Genomic DNA, 14,770 nt, shown 5'->3' with positions numbered 1-14,770 from the left:
GGCACCATGATGCGGGAACGCCCGGTACGAGCCTCCGGCCGGCCCGGGATGCACTTGCGTGGGCAAACGTCCGGCGAGCGGTATGGCGGGTGGAAGGGGGCGGGGAAGTGGACGCGGGACGACGACACGCGGCCAAAATTGCACCGTTCGTTTTCTTGAATCTCTCGTGTTTATGAGGATAGGTTCGGCGGCATGACCGCCTCCCCGACCCCGACCACCGCCGAGGAGCTCCGCGGTGCCGGCCTGCGCGTGACGGCAGCCCGCGTCGCGCTGCTGGAGACCGTCCGGGACGGCGACCACCTCGGCGTCGAGGCGATCGCCTCCGGAGTCCGCGATCGCGTAGGCCACATCTCCCTGCAAGCCGTCTACGAGGCCCTTCACGCGCTGACCGCGGCGGGTCTCGTACGCCGTATCGAGCCGGCAGGCCACCCGGCCCGGTACGAGGGGCGTGTGGGCGACAACCACCACCACATCGTGTGCCGGTCCTGCGGCGCCGTCGCCGACGTCGACTGTGCCGTCGGCGACGCGCCCTGCCTGACCGCCGCCGACGACCACGGCTTCGCCATCGACGAGGCCGAGGTCGTGTACTGGGGCCTGTGCCCCGACTGTTCCACCGGCCGCAGTTCCTGAGCACCGAGTTCCGCACAGCCCGGAAGGATTGCCATGACTGAGAACCACGACGCGATCGTCACAGACGCGAAGTCGGAGGAGGGGAGCGGCGGTTGCCCCGTCGCGCACGACCGGGCCCTGTACCCGGCCCAGGGTGGTGGCAACCGCCAGTGGTGGCCGGAGCGGCTCAACCTGAAGATCCTGGCGAAGAACCCGGCCGTGGCCAACCCGCTCGACGAGGACTTCGACTACGCCGAGGCGTTCAAGTCGCTCGACCTCGCGGCCGTGAAACGTGACATCGCCGAGGTGCTCACGACGTCGCAGGACTGGTGGCCCGCCGACTTCGGCAACTACGGCCCGCTGATGATCCGTATGGCCTGGCACAGCGCGGGCACCTACCGCGTCAGCGACGGCCGCGGTGGCGCCGGGGCCGGCCAGCAGCGCTTCGCCCCGCTCAACAGCTGGCCCGACAACGGCAACCTCGACAAGGCCCGCCGTCTGCTGTGGCCGGTCAAGAAGAAGTACGGCCAGAGCATCTCCTGGGCCGACCTGCTGGTCCTCACCGGCAATGTCGCCCTGGAGACCATGGGCTTCAAGACCTTCGGCTTCGGCGGCGGCCGCGCGGACGTCTGGGAGGCGGAGGAGGACGTCTACTGGGGTCCCGAGACCACCTGGCTGGACGACAAGCGCTACACCGGCGACCGCGAGCTGGAGAACCCGCTCGCCGCCGTGCAGATGGGTCTGATCTACGTCAACCCCGAGGGCCCGAACGGCAACCCGGACCCGATCGCCGCGGCCCGCGACATCCGTGAGACGTTCCGCCGCATGGCGATGAACGACGAGGAGACCGTCGCCCTGATCGCCGGCGGCCACACCTTCGGCAAGACCCACGGCGCCGGTCCCGCCGACAACGTCGGCCCCGACCCCGAGGCCGCCTCGCTGGAGGACCAGGGTCTGGGCTGGAAGAGCACCTACGGCACCGGCAAGGGCGGGGACGCCATCACCTCCGGCCTGGAGGTCACCTGGACCAGCACCCCGACCCAGTGGAGCAACGGGTTCTTCAAGAACCTGTTCGAGTTCGAGTACGAGCTGGAGCAGAGCCCGGCCGGCGCCAACCAGTGGGTGGCCAAGGACGCCCCCGAGATCATCCCGGACGCGCACGAGCCGGCGAAGAAGCACCGCCCGCGGATGCTGACCACCGACCTGGCGCTGCGCTTCGATCCGATCTACGAGCCGATCTCCCGCCGGTTCTACGAGAACCCGGAGGAGTTCGCGGACGCCTTCGCCCGCGCCTGGTACAAGCTCACCCACCGCGACATGGGCCCGAAGTCGCTGTACCTCGGCCCGGAGGTCCCGGAGGAGACGCTGCTGTGGCAGGACCCGCTGCCGGAGCGCGAGGGCGAGCTGATCGACGACGCGGACGTCGCCACCCTGAAGACCAAGCTGCTCGAATCGGGCCTGTCCGTGTCCGAACTGGTCACCACCGCCTGGGCGTCCGCCTCGACGTTCCGCTCCAGCGACAAGCGCGGCGGCGCCAACGGCGCCCGCATCCGCCTCGCCCCGCAGCGCGGCTGGGAGGTCAACGACCCCGACCAGCTGGCCCAGGTGCTGCGCACCCTGGAGAACGTCCAGCAGGAGTTCAACGCCTCCTCCGGCGGGAAGAAGGTCTCCCTGGCCGACCTCATCGTCCTCGGCGGTGCCGCCGCCGTGGAGAAGGCCGCCAAGGAAGCCGGCCACGAGATCCAGGTGCCCTTCACCCCGGGCCGTGTCGACGCGACCGAGGAGCACACCGACGTCGAGTCCTTCGAGGCGCTGGAGCCGACCGCGGACGGCTTCCGCAACTACCTCGGCAAGGGCAACCGCCTGCCGGCCGAGTACCTGCTCCTCGACAAGGCGAACCTGCTGGGCCTGAGCGCCCCGGAGATGACCGTCCTCGTGGGCGGCCTGCGCGTCCTCGGCGCCAACCACCAGCAGTCGCAGCTCGGCGTCCTCACCACGACGCCCGGCGTCCTCACCAACGACTTCTTCGTCAACCTGCTCGACATGGGTACGACGTGGAAGGCGACCTCCGAGGACCAGACCACGTTCGAGGGCCGCGACGCCGCCACCGGCGAGGTGAAGTGGGCCGGCAGCCGCGCCGACCTCGTCTTCGGCTCCAACTCCGAGCTGCGCGCGCTCGCCGAGGTCTACGCCAGCGACGACGCGAAGGAGAAGTTCGTCAAGGACTTCGTCGCCGCCTGGAACAAGGTCATGGACGCGGACCGCTTCGACCTGGTCTGACCGACCGGCTCCACCAGGCCTGACCCGTTGAACAGCACGTCCGGGTCCGCCCCGCTGGGCGGACCCGGACGTCATGCTTTCCGGCGGGACCGGGCGTGCCTGCTTTCCGGCGGGGCCGGGCGCGTCAGTGGCCCAGCGCCGTCGCGCCCGCCCGCGCGTACCGCTCGTCCAGGTCGCCCGACGGGGCGCCCGCGACACCGATGCCCGCGACCGGAGCGCCGTCGGCGGTCACCGGCGTACCCCCCGCGAGGAACAGCGTGCCCGGGATGTCCTTCAGGGTCGGCGCCTGCGCCAGCCGCCCGGTCAGCTCGGAGGTCGGCGCGTTCCAGGACACCGCGGTGAACGCCTTGCGCTCCGCGGACACGTACGACTGCGGGCCCGCCCCGTCTCCGCGCAGGGTGACCAGCGTGTTGCCGTTGCGGTCGACGACGGCCACGGACACGTGCCGACCGTCCTTCTCGGCCGCCTCGACCGCGGCGCGCGCCGCCCTCGTCGCCGCGTCCAGGGTGAGGTGCGTGCTCCGGGTCAGCTCTCCGTTCCGGGCGGCGACGGGAGCGGCGGCGGGCGTGGCGTCCGTGGAGCCGGCGGCGTTGGCGGCCACCGTGCCGACGACGCCGGCACCGGCGACGGCCAGGGCGGCGCCGCCCACGAGGACGCGGGCACGCGGGGACGGCTTCTTGCGGCTGGGCATGCTGAGGGACCTTCCGGTAGGGGCTGGGCCGGGGGCGGAGTCGCTCCCGGAACCGATCCTCGGCCCGGTGCGGGCCGGGTTCCGTCGTCGGACCGGATGCCCCGGGGGTCATCCGACCGGATGACCCCGGAGGTCCCGGGCGTGGGCACAATGGAGGGTGTTTGCCCAGTTCAGCGCGGAGAGGGAGGTGCCCGCGGTGGCCCTGTCCGAGCGCGACGACACCCGTGCCCTCACCGTCGTCATGCACACGGCGTTCTTCGTGCTGCTGTCCGCGTCCGTCGTCCGCTACCTGGCCCGGCACGCCGGCGGACCGCACACTCCCTGGGTGATCGCGCTGTCCGCGCTGCTGGCCGCGCTCTACGTCCTCGGCCCCGCCCTCGGCAGCCGGCCCGGCCCGCGCCGCCTCACCTGGCTCGGCCTCGTCGTCGCCGCCTGGGCGCTCCTCGTCGTCCTCGCCCCGAGCTTCGCCTGGTGCGCGGTCCCGCTCTTCTACACCGGCCTGCGCACCCTCCCAGCGCGCACCGCGATCCCGCTGGTCGCGCTCCTCACCGCGCTCGCGGTGGCCACCCAGCTCCGCCTGGCCGGCTGGCCCGACCCGAACGTGCTGCTGGCACCGCCCGCGGTGGCCGCCGTGGCCACCACCGTGTTCGTCGTCATGCAGCGCCAGGCGGCCCGCCAGGACGCCCTGATCGACGACCTGGTGCGCACCCGGCGCGACCTGGCGGCCACCGAGCGCCGCGAGGGCACCCTCGCCGAACGCGAACGGCTCGCCCGGGAGATCCACGACACCCTCGCCCAGGGCCTGTCCAGCCAGCGTATGCTGCTCCAGGCGGCCGACCGCCTCTGGGACACCACGCCGGGCACCGCCCGCGACCACGTCCGTACGGCGGCGGCGATCGCCGAACGCAGCCTCGCCGAGGCCCGCCGCTTCGTCCACGACCTGACCCCGGCCGAGCTGGCCGAGGGCGGCGGCCTGCTCCAGGCCCTGCGCGCCGTCGCCGAGCGCGAGACGACAGCCAGGCTCCCCGTCCGCGTCCACGCCGAGGGCAGCCCGCCCGTCCCGCTGCCCGCCCCCGTGGAGTCGGCCCTGCTGCGCATCGCCCAGGGCGCCCTCGCCAACGTCCGCGAACACGCGGCGGCCACCACCGCCACCCTCACCCTGACCTGCCTGGACGACCAGATCGTCCTCGACGTCACGGACGACGGCCGCGGCTTCGACCCACGCACCCCGCCCGCCCCGCCCGCCCCCGAGGCCGCCCCGGCCGACGCACGCGGACACGGCCTGCCCGCCATCCGCGCCCGCCTGCGCCAGCTGGGCGGCACCCTCACGATCGAGTCGGCGCCCGGTGAGGGAACCGCGCTGTCGGCGGCGATCCCGTTGGAGCCGAGATGACCCACACCCCCGAGACGGCCGCACCGGCACCGGTGCGCATCCTCGTCTGCGACGACCACGCCGTCGTACGCGCCGGACTGCTGGCGCTCCTGCGCAGCGCCCCGGACATCGAGGTCGTCGGCGAGGCCGGCAGCGGCGAGGAGGCGCTCGCCCTCGCGCGCAAGACCGCCCCGGACGTCGTCCTCATGGATCTCCAACTGGGCGAGGGCATCGACGGCGTCGAGACCACCCGCCGGCTGCGCGCCGAGCCGTCCGCCCCGCACGTCCTGGTCCTCACCACGTACGACACCGACGCCGACGTCACCCGGGCCGTCGACGCGGGCGCCACCGGCTACCTGCTGAAGGCCGAGCGCGCGGAGGACCTGTTCACGGCGATCCACGCCGCCGCCCAGGGCCGCCCGGCCCTCTCGCCCCCGGTAGCCGACCGTGTCATGTCCCGGCTCCGCAACCCGCGCCCCACCCTGACACCACGCGAACTCGACATCCTCACCCACCTCTCGCGAGGCCTCTCCAACCACGCCATCGCCCGCGCCCTCTACATCAGCGAGGCCACGGTGAAGACGCACCTGCGGCGCATCTACGACAAGCTCGGCGTGGACACGAGGGCGGGCGCGGTGGCGGTGGCGAAGGAACAGCGCCTGCTGGCCTGACGTGGGCCACGGAACGCCGGTCCGGACGACGACCGGCGGGGGCGCGGGGCGGCGTCCCTGTGCGGCTCGGCCGCGTGGGCGCGACCAGCCACCGGAAACCCGCGGCCGGGCGACGACACCCCCCGGCGGGCGCCGACGCGCGACAGCCCCCTACTTCCGCAACGCCTCGAACGCCTCCCGCCCCGCCGCCCCGATCGCGAGGTCGATGTCCGGGGCCAGCCCCGCCCGCCGTCCGGCCCGGGTCAGCGCGGCGATCGCCACCCGCTCCCCGGACTCCGCCTCGACGACCCCGATCTCGTGCCGGAGATGCAGGAACGTGCCCGTCTTCCCGCTCCACCGCAGCGTGTCCGTCCGCAACTCGCCCGCAAGCCGCTGCGTGAACACCTGGAGCCCCATCAGCCGCCGCAGCTCCGCCGTCGCCCCGGGACCGGCGATCCCGTCGCTCCACACGCGCTCCAGCAGGCCGACGAGCGCCGCGGCCGAGCCGGCGTTGGCATGGGCCGGGTCCAGAGTCTCGATGGTGTGCCGGCCCGCCCCCTCGTCCCGGACGGCGAGTTCCAGCGCGAGGGAGAAGTCGTTGCCGGCGGCACCGGCGGCGCACTCGTACAGGTGGTTCATCCGGTGCCGCATCCGGATCCCGTCGCAGCCCCAGGCGCGCAGCCGCGCGTCGACGTCCGCCACCGGTACCAGGTCGAGCAGCGCGTCCGCGGCGGCGTTGTCGCTCACCGACAGCATGAGCGCGAGCAGGTCGCCGACGGCCACGGTGGCCGGGTGGCGGAAGGCGGCGAGCCCGGTGGGACCGACGCTGCTGGTGCCGGGATCCACCGTGACCGGGTGCGCCGGGTCGAGGTCCCCGTGCGCGATCCGGTCCAGCACCACCAGGGCGAGCGGGACCTTCACCACCGACGCCAGGGGGGTCGACTCCTCGACGTCGAAGCCGAGTTGCTCGCCGCTGTCGAGGTCACGGGCGAGGAAGGAACCGCGGACGCCGAGCGCCGCCCAGTCCGCGGCGATGGCCTCGGCGACATCGAGGAGGGCCCGGTCGTCGCCGACGTACACCGGCCGGTGCGCCGGTGCCGTGCCGGTCGGTGAGCGGTGCGCGGTGTTCATCGACCCGTCGTGCCTCTCGGTGAGGTGCCCGCCGATCCCATCGGCGAGCCGTCTGCCACGTTCACCCGCGAAGCCGTCCCCGCTCGTCCGCAAGCCGTTACCCCCCTCGTCCGCATGGCCTTACCCCGCTCGTCCGCAAGCCCTTACTCCGCTCACCCGCAAGCCCTGCCTCGTCCGCAAGCCCTGCCTCGCTCACCCACACGCCCCTGCCCCGCTCACCCGCGAGCCGCCAGCCGCGCGCGCACGTCCTCGCCGCCGGCCCCCGGCCCCCGCCCCCCATGCCGGGCGGGCGCCGCGCCCACGGCCGATGCCAGCAGCGTGGCCAGCCAGCCCGGTACGGTGCCCGCGCTGTCGCGGCCCGGGGCGGCGCCCACGTCGTACCCCCGGTGCAGGGCGGGGTCGGCCAGGGGCCTCCAAGGGGCCCCGTGCTGCCGCGCGAACGGCTCGGTGCACAGCAGCAGACCGCTTCCGGCCAGTGTCTCGGCGAGCGCGGTGGCCGCCGGTCCGGCCGGCCGGATCCTGCTCTCGGGCAGCCCGGCGCGCGCGGCTGCCCGAGACAACCGGTCCTCGTAGTACGGCACTTGGTCCTCCGCCGGGAGCAGCAGGGGCGGTGGCGCGGCGGGCCCGGCGGTGCGACCGCGGCGCGGCCGCAGCTCTTCGAGATGGACCGTGCGCCGCGAGGCCCCGCTCCCGGCCCCGCCGCCCTCCGGCGCCGGCGCGGACGCCAGCCCCAACGGCACCCGGAACGCGGCCTCTTCCGGCGGGGTCCGCACCAGCGCGTACCCGAGCGAACCGTCGGCCAGTCCGGAAACCCGTTCCAGGGGCGGCAGTTCGCGTATGCCGAGGGTGATCCCGTGCTCGGCGCCGGCGCGCAGGGCCCGGGCCAGCACGGCGGGGGCGCAGTCCGCGGGCACTCCGACGGCGCACACCCGGGACCTCCGGGCCGAGCGGGCGACCTGCCGCAACCGCTGGGCCCGGTCCAGCACGTCCCGGGCGTACGGGAGCAGGAGCACGCCCAGCTCGGTGGTCACGGTCTGCCGCCGGGACCGGTCGAAGAGCGCGCCGCCGAAGTGTTCCTCCAGCGTCTTGATACGGCGGCTGAGCAGCGGCTGGGCGATCCCGAGCCGGTCGGCCGCCCGGGAGAAGCTCGCCTCGTCGGCCGTCGCCACATACGCCTCCAGGTGTGCCAGGAGATCCATCCCGCACTCATATCAATACGGTATGGGATCTTCAAAGTTCTCTCTTGGACATCAGTGGCCTCCCGCTGTTTCGCTGTCCCCGTCGCCGGCCGCCGGCGAAGACCGACGCCGGTGCGGACGCCGCCGACCGACCCCGCCGACCGACCCCGATGACGGGCCGACCTGGGAGGACCTCACCCATGACCGATCCCGACCGCCGCACCCGGCTACCGCGTCGCCGCCTGATCAAGGCCGGCCTCGCGCTCACCGGCGCCGCCGTCACCACCACCGCGCTCTCCGCTTCCCCCGCCTCCGCGAGCCCGGACGCCGAAGCGCGCGCCGCACACGCCGAGCTGGCCGAGCTGGAGCAGCGTTACGGCGCCCGGCTCGGCGTGTACGCGCGCAACGTCCGTACCGGGCGGACCGTGTCCCACCGGGCGGGGGAGCGGTTCGCGATGTGCTCCACGTTCAAGGCGTTCGCCGCTGCGGCGGTCCTGCGCGACCGGGCCGGGTGCGCGCCGCTGGACCGGGTGGTGCACTACCCGCCGCACGACCTCCTGCCCAACTCCCCGCGCACGGAGGAGAACGCGGTGACCGGCATGACCGTGGCCGACCTCTGTGCGGCGGCGATCCAGTACAGCGACAACGCGGCCGGCAACATGCTGCTCCGGGAGCTGGGCGGCCCGGCCGGACTCACCCGCTTCCACCGGTCGCTGGGCGACGAGGTGAGCCGGCTCGACCGCTGGGAGCCGGAGCTGAACACCGCGATCCCCGGGGACCCGCGCGACACCACGACCCCGCAGGCGATCGCCGCGAGTCTGGAACGTGTCACCCTGGGCCGGGCGCTGGCCCGCGCCGACCGTGAGCGGTTCGTCGGCTGGCTGAAGGGCAACACCACGAGCTCGGCACGGTTCCGCAAGGGGCTGCCGAAGGAGTGGGTCGTGGCGGACAAGACCGGTACCGGCGACTACGCGACCGCCAACGACATCGGCGTGGCCTGGACGACCCGGCGGACACCCCTGGTGCTGGCGGTCCTGTCCGGCAAGGGCACCCCCGACGCCCCGGTGGACGAGGCGCTGATCGCCGACGCGGCGGCCGTCGTGGCCCGCACCCTGGCCCCTGGCGAGTAACTCCGAGCAGCGGTCCAGAAATTCACTCATCTGAATATGAATCATGTACGCGACCGTTGACGCGTGCATGACGTTTCCCTACCGTCGGGAAGGTCCAGGGGAAAGCGCTTTCCGTCATCGTTTCACCATGCCATGACCGGTCGCCGAGTTCACCCCCTGGACCACTCGCATCCGCTCAGCCGAGCCAACCCGCAGGGAGACGAACCGATGCACCTGAGATCAGCCCTCGCATGCGCCGGTCTGCTCGCCGGCGCGCTCGTCGCGCTGTCCGGCACCACGGCCGAGGCCGCCACGACCAGGTACGAAGCCGAGAGTTCCACCGCGGTCTGCACCGGCACCATCGACTCCGACTGGACCGGCTACTCCGGCAGCGGGTTCTGCAACGGCACCAACGCCTCCGGCGCGTACGCCCAGTTCACCGTGAACGCCGCCAGTGCGGGCACCGCGACCCTGGGCATCCGCTTCGCCAACGGGGCGACCGCCGCGCGGCCCGCCACCGTCGCGGTCAACGGCACGACGGCCACCACCGCGTCGTTCGAGGCCACCGGTGCCTGGACCACCTGGACGACCAAGACGCTCACCGTGCCGGTGAAGGCGGGCAGCAACACGATCCGCCTCACCCCGACCACCGCCGACGGCCTGCCCAACCTCGACCACCTCGACGCCGACGTGGCCACGGCCGCCACCGGAGCCGTCCTCTACGTGTCACCGGCCGGTACCGACGGCGCGGCCGGCACGGAGTCGGCCCCGACCACCCTCACCTCGGCCATCAGCCGGGTCACCCCCGGTGGCACGATCTACCTGCGCGGCGGGACGTACAACTACTCCTCCACGATCACCATCCCGGCGGGCAGCAACGGCACGTCCGGTGCCCGCACCACCCTGTCCGCCTACCCGGGCGAGAAGCCCGTGCTGAACTTCTCGGCGCAGAGCGAGAATTCGGCCAACCGGGGCATCCAGCTGTTCGCCGACTACTGGCGGCTGTACGGCCTCACGGTCGAGCACGCCGGCGACAACGGGATCTACGTCGGCGGCAGCAACAACGTCGTGGAGCGCGTGGTGACCGCCTACAACCGCGACACCGGGCTCCAACTCGGCCGGATCGCCTCCACCACCCCCAGCTCCCAGTGGCCGTCGAACAACCTGATCGTCAGCTCCGAGTCGCACGACAACGCCGACTCCGACGGTGAGGACGCCGACGGCTTCGCCGCGAAGCTGACCACCGGCACCGGGAACGTCTTCCGCTACGACGTCTCCCACCACAACATCGACGACGGCTGGGACCTCTACACCAAGACCGACACGGGCGCCATCGGCCCGGTGATCATCGAGTACTCCCTGTCGTACAACAACGGCACCCTGAGCGACGGCAGCCAGAGCGGCAACGGCGACCGCAACGGCTACAAGCTCGGCGGCGACGACATCGCGGTCAACCACGTGGTACAGCACAGCATCGCCTACCGCAACGGCCATCACGGCTTCACCTACAACAGCAACCCGGGCACGATGACGATCTCCAACAACGTCGGCATCGACAACGCCCAGCGCAACTTCTCCTTCGACGCGGGCACTTCGGTGTTCCGGACCGACACCTCCTGCCGCTTCGCGGTCAGCGGTTCCAACGACAAAACCGTCGGGAACGCCGACAGCTCCAACCAGTTCTGGACCGGCACCAACGGCTCCCGCTGCTCCTCGTACGCGGGCGCCCTCGGCTGGTCCTTCGCCTCCGACGGACGCCTGGCGGTGACCTTCGGCGGCGTCGTGACGCCGTAGCCACCGCGCCACGGCGAGGGAACGCGGGAGGCCGCCGCCGGCGGCCTCCCGCTTCCCGCTGTCGGCACGTGGAGTCGGTCCGGGTGATGTCCTTCGTCCAGGCGCCCGACGGGAAGGACAAGTTGCTCGCCCGCGCTTGTTCAGCCGACCGGGTCGCCGGGTGACACGGAATGGACCTCCAGGTCCGCCGCGGCCAGCAGGTCGGCGATCAGCTCCGGTGAACCGCCGACATAGGTGCTGACCAGATCCACGTCTCCGCCCACGAGCCAGGCGCGGTCCTGCGGCCACCACAGGTCGGGAAGCTCGGCGAACTCGTCCAGCGTCACGGGGGACAGGGCGTCGGCCAGCCGGCCGGCCAGCAGGACCTCGTCCCGGCCCGGCGTCTCGAACGTACCGAACCGGCCCCAGTCCCAGCGGCCGTAACCGCACCACAGCCCGAACCAGCACCTGTCGGGGGTCCCCGTGTGCCGGGCCAGGACGGGCAGCAGGGCGCGTGCGACGTCCGGCGGGGTCGGCCCCTCCCCGGGATGCTCGTCCCACACGCCGGGCAGGCCCTGGTCGGAGCGGTTGGCATGGTCCTGGTCCGTCCCGATCACCTCATGCCAGCGGGTGACCGGTGTGACGCGCGTGCCGTGGGCGCCGGCCACCGTCGACCAGCGCACCGGTCGCTCGTCCCGCCGGGCCGGGTGCAGGATCCGCGCGTAGGCGGCGAAACCCGGCGCGGCGACGCCCGCCACCGTGCCGAGCGCGCCCAGCTCCGACCGGGTCAGCCAGTCGGCGGGGGAGAGGTCGTCGGCCTGCACCCGCAGCCGGCCGTACCACTCCGGAGCGGGGTCCTGGTCGACCAGGGGGTAGTCGTTCACCCCGACAGTGTGCCGTGCCGACCGCCCGGAGCGGCCGACCGGGCGGGCCGGGACCGAGGCCCCGGCCCGCCCACCCGCTTCAGGACCCGGCAGGCTGCGAGTGGCTGCCGTAGGGGCGGGTGATGATCTCCATGCCGTGTCCGGCCGGATCCAGGAAGTACACGCCCCGGCCGCCGTGGTGGTGGTTGATCTCGCCCGGCTGCCTTCCGTGCGGATCGGCGTAGTAGGCGATCCCGGCCTGCCGGATGCGGGCGAAGGCCGCGTCGAACTCCTCGTCGGAGACGAGGAAGGCGTAGTGCTGCATGACGATCGACTCCGCCGGGATGGTGGCGAAGTCCAGGGTCACCCCGTTGCTCGTGGCGACCGGAATGAACGGGCCCCACTCGGGCCCGGCCTCCAGCCCCAGGACGTGGGCCAGGAACGCGGCGGACTCCCGGTTGTCCCGGGCGTGGACGATGGTGTGGTTCAACTCGACTGACATGAGTGGAATGCCTCCGAGGGCAATCTCACGGGCACCTCCATGCCTCACCCGGCCGGTGACCGACACGCGATGCCGTACGACGATCTTACCGACCCGGCGCCGACGGGCCCCGGTCCACCACCTGGCCACCCGCCACGGTCGGCACCACCGGCATGTCGACGGCCCGTGTCGGTGGTCCGACGGCTCGCGCACGGCACGCCGGGCTGGGCGTGGCCGTGCTGCCCGCCGGGATGAAAGACCGCGAGTTTCCCAGTACCGCCAGTAACATGATCACCTGGTTCCGGGTGTACCAGTCAGTCAACTCGGCGTCGTCCCGGCGACGCGCCCTGCCCGGAGAAGTCCATGTCTTCTGTCAACGACGCGTTGGACAACGCGCGCTTCACCTACGAGCAGCACATGCGGACGTGCCGCCAGTGCCACGCCGACGCCGCCCCCTGCGCCGTGGCGAAGCACCTCCTGCGGATCTACAACCTCGCCCGCAGGGACCGGATGCGGACCGGCGGCCCGGACACGTCCACCGCCTGACCTGCGCGGCGCTTTTCACCCGTCGCGAGGAGGGAACCCGGTGGTCTGTCCCGTTCCCCCAGACACAGGAGGCCACCGTGACGGACCAGCAGGGTGATCGTCCGAACCCGGTCACACAGCACGCCCGCCCCGACTTCCCCTCCCAGGACCAGCCGCACCCGGGCTGGACCGGTCCGATGGACCCGCCGCCCGATCACGGCGAGGAGTCCTACCGCGGCACCGGCCGTCTCGACGGCCGCAAGACCGTGATCACGGGAGGGGACTCCGGCATCGGCCGGGCGGTCGCGATCGCCTTCGCCCGCGAGGGCGCCGACGTGCTGTTCACGTATCTCGCCGGTGAGGAGGAGGACGCCCGCGAGACGTCCCGGCTGGTGGAGGACGCGGGACGCAAGGCGGTGGCCGTGAGCTGCGACATCCGCGACGAGGACAACTGCCGGTCGCTGATCGACCGGGCGGTCGCCGAGTTCGGCCGTATCGACGTCCTCGTGAACAACGCCGCCTACCAGATGTCCCAGCCGGAGGGCATCGAGTCGATCAGCACCGAGCAGTTCGACCGGGTGATGCGGACCAACCTCTACGGGATGTTCTGGCTGACCAAGTTCGCCCTGCCGCACATCCCGGCGGGCGGCTGCGTCATCAACTCCACCTCGGTACAGGCGTACAAGCCCAGCCCGCACCTGCTGGACTACGCGATGACCAAGGGCGCGATCGTCACCTTCACCCAGGGGCTGGCCCAGATGCTCGCCGAACGCGGCATCCGCGTCAACGCCGTCGCGCCGGGACCCGTCTGGACCCCGCTCATCCCGTCGACCATGCCCGACACGGCGGAGTTCGGCAAGCAGAGCCCGCTCGGCCGGCCGGCCCAGCCCGCCGAACTTGCCCCCGCCTACGTGTACCTCGCCTCGCCCCAGGCGAGCTTCATCACCGCCGAGATCCTCAACGCGACCGGCGGCACCCCGCTGCCCTGACCCCCGCCCGTCGCGGGGAGCGGTCAGCCGGCCCGGAACGGCGGCTCGGCCAGGAGTTCCAGCAGCCACGCGGCGCTCTCCGCGGCCCCCGGCCGGGGACCGCCGGCGGTGCCGGGGAACATCCGGCCCCAGGAGGCGGCCCGGCCCAGCGCGCTCAGCCGCCAGGCGAGTTCCGCCGCCCGCCGCAGCTCCGCCGTCGTGCGGCCGCCGTCCGTCCACGGCTCCAGATAGGCGTCGAGCAGCCGGGGCAGCACCTGCGGCCCGTACCGGTCGCAGGCCCGCTCGACGGGGACGCGCAGGCTGCAGAACGGGTGGGAGACGGCGGCGTCGCCCCAGTCGAAGAAGGTGAACCGGCCCGGTGCCGGCCGGAACAGCTGGCCGTCGTGCAGGTCGGCGTGGTCGAGCGTGTCCGCGACACCGGCGGAGGCGAGTTCGGCACACCAGTCCGCGACCCGGGGCCGCAGGCGCTCCAGCCGGGCCCGCTCGTCCGGAGCCAGCGCGGAGTTCCCGGCCAGCAGTCCGTCGAACACCTCGGGCAGGTCGGGGGTCCGGGCGGCGGGCACGCCGAGCCGCTCGATCGCGGGCGCGTACGGGACCAGATCGTGCTGCATGCGCGCGTACTGGCCGAGCAGGGCTTCCCAGTCGCGCGCCCCGACCGGCTCCCGGTCCAGCACGGTCCGGAACAGCTCGCCGCCGTCGGGGAGCAGCGCCCAGCCGCGCTCGGGGTCGACGGCCAGCGGGCGCAGCACATGCTCCGGCACCCAGCGGGCCAGCGCGGCGGCCAGCGGCCCCTCGAACGCGCTGGCCGGCGGGTTCGCCTTGAACCAGACGGCAGCCTGCCCGGTGAGGGTCGCCGGCTCCCCGATGTCCCCCGGCCGACCGATCGGCACCCGGATCAGCACCGACCACGGACGCAGCCGTACTCCCAGGGCGCCCTCCTCCGCGCGCAGGCCGTGCGCGGCGAGATGACCGGCCACCCAGTCGAGGGCCGCCGCCCGCCAGGACCGGCGCTCCCACGGCGTCACCGCGTCCGGGTAGCGCCCCCGGTCAACCACCGTAGTGTCGTCCACTCGCATCGCCCCATCCCAGCACCGAGCCGGACGGCCCGGCCAGCGGTTT

Annotated in this window: 14 protein-coding genes; 8 read left to right on the top strand and 6 right to left on the bottom strand. The window is 73.1% G+C overall.

Translation table 11 applies throughout. The features are described 5' to 3' along the window. Nucleotides 1–192 precede the first annotated feature (192 nt). On the top strand, nt 193–630 hold the full coding sequence (locus ACH4LD_RS31090; protein WP_030640662.1) for a Fur family transcriptional regulator: 438 nt from the start codon (nt 193–195) through the stop codon (nt 628–630). Nucleotides 631–663: 33 nt separating this feature from the next. Beyond that, complete coding sequence (gene katG, locus ACH4LD_RS31085) at nt 664–2,889, top strand: catalase/peroxidase HPI (RefSeq protein ID WP_398057459.1); 2,226 nt, start codon at nt 664–666, stop codon at nt 2,887–2,889. A 124-nt stretch (nt 2,890–3,013) separates the two neighbouring features. Here the strand turns inward: katG and ACH4LD_RS31080 are convergent, their stop codons facing one another. Beyond that, the gene (locus tag ACH4LD_RS31080) at nt 3,014–3,580 is read right to left on the bottom strand and encodes a heme-binding protein (RefSeq protein ID WP_398057460.1); all 567 of its coding nucleotides are present in this window, start codon (nt 3,578–3,580) and stop codon (nt 3,014–3,016) included. Nucleotides 3,581–3,767: 187 nt separating this feature from the next. Between ACH4LD_RS31080 and ACH4LD_RS31075 the strand changes: the two genes are divergently transcribed. Beyond that, the gene (locus ACH4LD_RS31075; RefSeq protein WP_398057566.1) at nt 3,768–4,973 is read left to right on the top strand and encodes a sensor histidine kinase; all 1,206 of its coding nucleotides are present in this window, start codon (nt 3,768–3,770) and stop codon (nt 4,971–4,973) included. Beyond that, complete coding sequence (locus ACH4LD_RS31070; RefSeq protein WP_398057461.1) at nt 4,970–5,623, top strand: response regulator; 654 nt, start codon at nt 4,970–4,972, stop codon at nt 5,621–5,623. Before ACH4LD_RS31075 ends, ACH4LD_RS31070 begins: the two co-directional genes overlap by 4 nt. A gap of 150 nt (nt 5,624–5,773) precedes the next feature. Here the strand turns inward: ACH4LD_RS31070 and ACH4LD_RS31065 are convergent, their stop codons facing one another. Then, nucleotides 5,774–6,733 carry a serine hydrolase gene (locus ACH4LD_RS31065; RefSeq protein ID WP_398057462.1) on the bottom strand — a complete coding sequence of 320 codons (960 nt, stop codon included), beginning with the start codon at nt 6,731–6,733 and terminating at the stop codon, nt 5,774–5,776. A 215-nt stretch (nt 6,734–6,948) separates the two neighbouring features. Beyond that, nucleotides 6,949–7,932 carry a LysR family transcriptional regulator gene (locus tag ACH4LD_RS31060; protein WP_398057463.1) on the bottom strand — a complete coding sequence of 328 codons (984 nt, stop codon included), beginning with the start codon at nt 7,930–7,932 and terminating at the stop codon, nt 6,949–6,951. 179 nt (nt 7,933–8,111) lie between these two features. Here ACH4LD_RS31060 and bla point away from each other — a divergent pair, with 179 nt between their 5' ends. Both bla and ACH4LD_RS31050 read left to right on the top strand, forming a co-directional pair. Continuing rightward, nucleotides 8,112–9,041: a class A beta-lactamase gene (gene bla, locus ACH4LD_RS31055; protein WP_398057464.1), complete on the top strand. Its 930-nt coding sequence runs from the start codon at nt 8,112–8,114 to the stop codon at nt 9,039–9,041. Between the two features lie 207 nt (nt 9,042–9,248). Further along, nucleotides 9,249–10,814, top strand: coding sequence for a carbohydrate-binding protein (locus ACH4LD_RS31050; RefSeq protein WP_398057465.1), 1,566 nt, complete (start codon nt 9,249–9,251; stop codon nt 10,812–10,814). A gap of 140 nt (nt 10,815–10,954) precedes the next feature. Here ACH4LD_RS31050 and ACH4LD_RS31045 read toward each other — a convergent pair whose 3' ends face one another. Continuing rightward, the gene (locus ACH4LD_RS31045; protein ID WP_398057466.1) at nt 10,955–11,677 is read right to left on the bottom strand and encodes a hypothetical protein; all 723 of its coding nucleotides are present in this window, start codon (nt 11,675–11,677) and stop codon (nt 10,955–10,957) included. A gap of 79 nt (nt 11,678–11,756) precedes the next feature. Next, nucleotides 11,757–12,158: a VOC family protein gene (locus ACH4LD_RS31040; RefSeq protein WP_398057467.1), complete on the bottom strand. Its 402-nt coding sequence runs from the start codon at nt 12,156–12,158 to the stop codon at nt 11,757–11,759. Between the two features lie 342 nt (nt 12,159–12,500). Here ACH4LD_RS31040 and ACH4LD_RS31035 point away from each other — a divergent pair, with 342 nt between their 5' ends. Both ACH4LD_RS31035 and ACH4LD_RS31030 read left to right on the top strand, forming a co-directional pair. Further along, nucleotides 12,501–12,683, top strand: coding sequence for a hypothetical protein (locus tag ACH4LD_RS31035; RefSeq protein WP_103813201.1), 183 nt, complete (start codon nt 12,501–12,503; stop codon nt 12,681–12,683). Between the two features lie 77 nt (nt 12,684–12,760). Next, nucleotides 12,761–13,651 carry an SDR family oxidoreductase gene (locus ACH4LD_RS31030; protein WP_398057468.1) on the top strand — a complete coding sequence of 297 codons (891 nt, stop codon included), beginning with the start codon at nt 12,761–12,763 and terminating at the stop codon, nt 13,649–13,651. 23 nt (nt 13,652–13,674) lie between these two features. Here the strand turns inward: ACH4LD_RS31030 and ACH4LD_RS31025 are convergent, their stop codons facing one another. Then, a complete protein-coding gene (locus tag ACH4LD_RS31025) occupies nt 13,675–14,727 on the bottom strand; it encodes an aminoglycoside phosphotransferase family protein (RefSeq protein WP_398057469.1) in 1,053 nt (350 codons plus the stop codon). Nucleotides 14,728–14,770: the final 43 nt, after the last annotated feature.

The organism is Streptomyces sp. NPDC017676 (genome assembly GCF_044329325.1).
Lineage (GTDB): Bacteria > Actinomycetota > Actinomycetes > Streptomycetales > Streptomycetaceae > Streptomyces.
The sequence above is the reverse complement of the archived record's forward strand: the minus strand, read 5'-3'. Positions and strand labels throughout refer to the sequence as shown.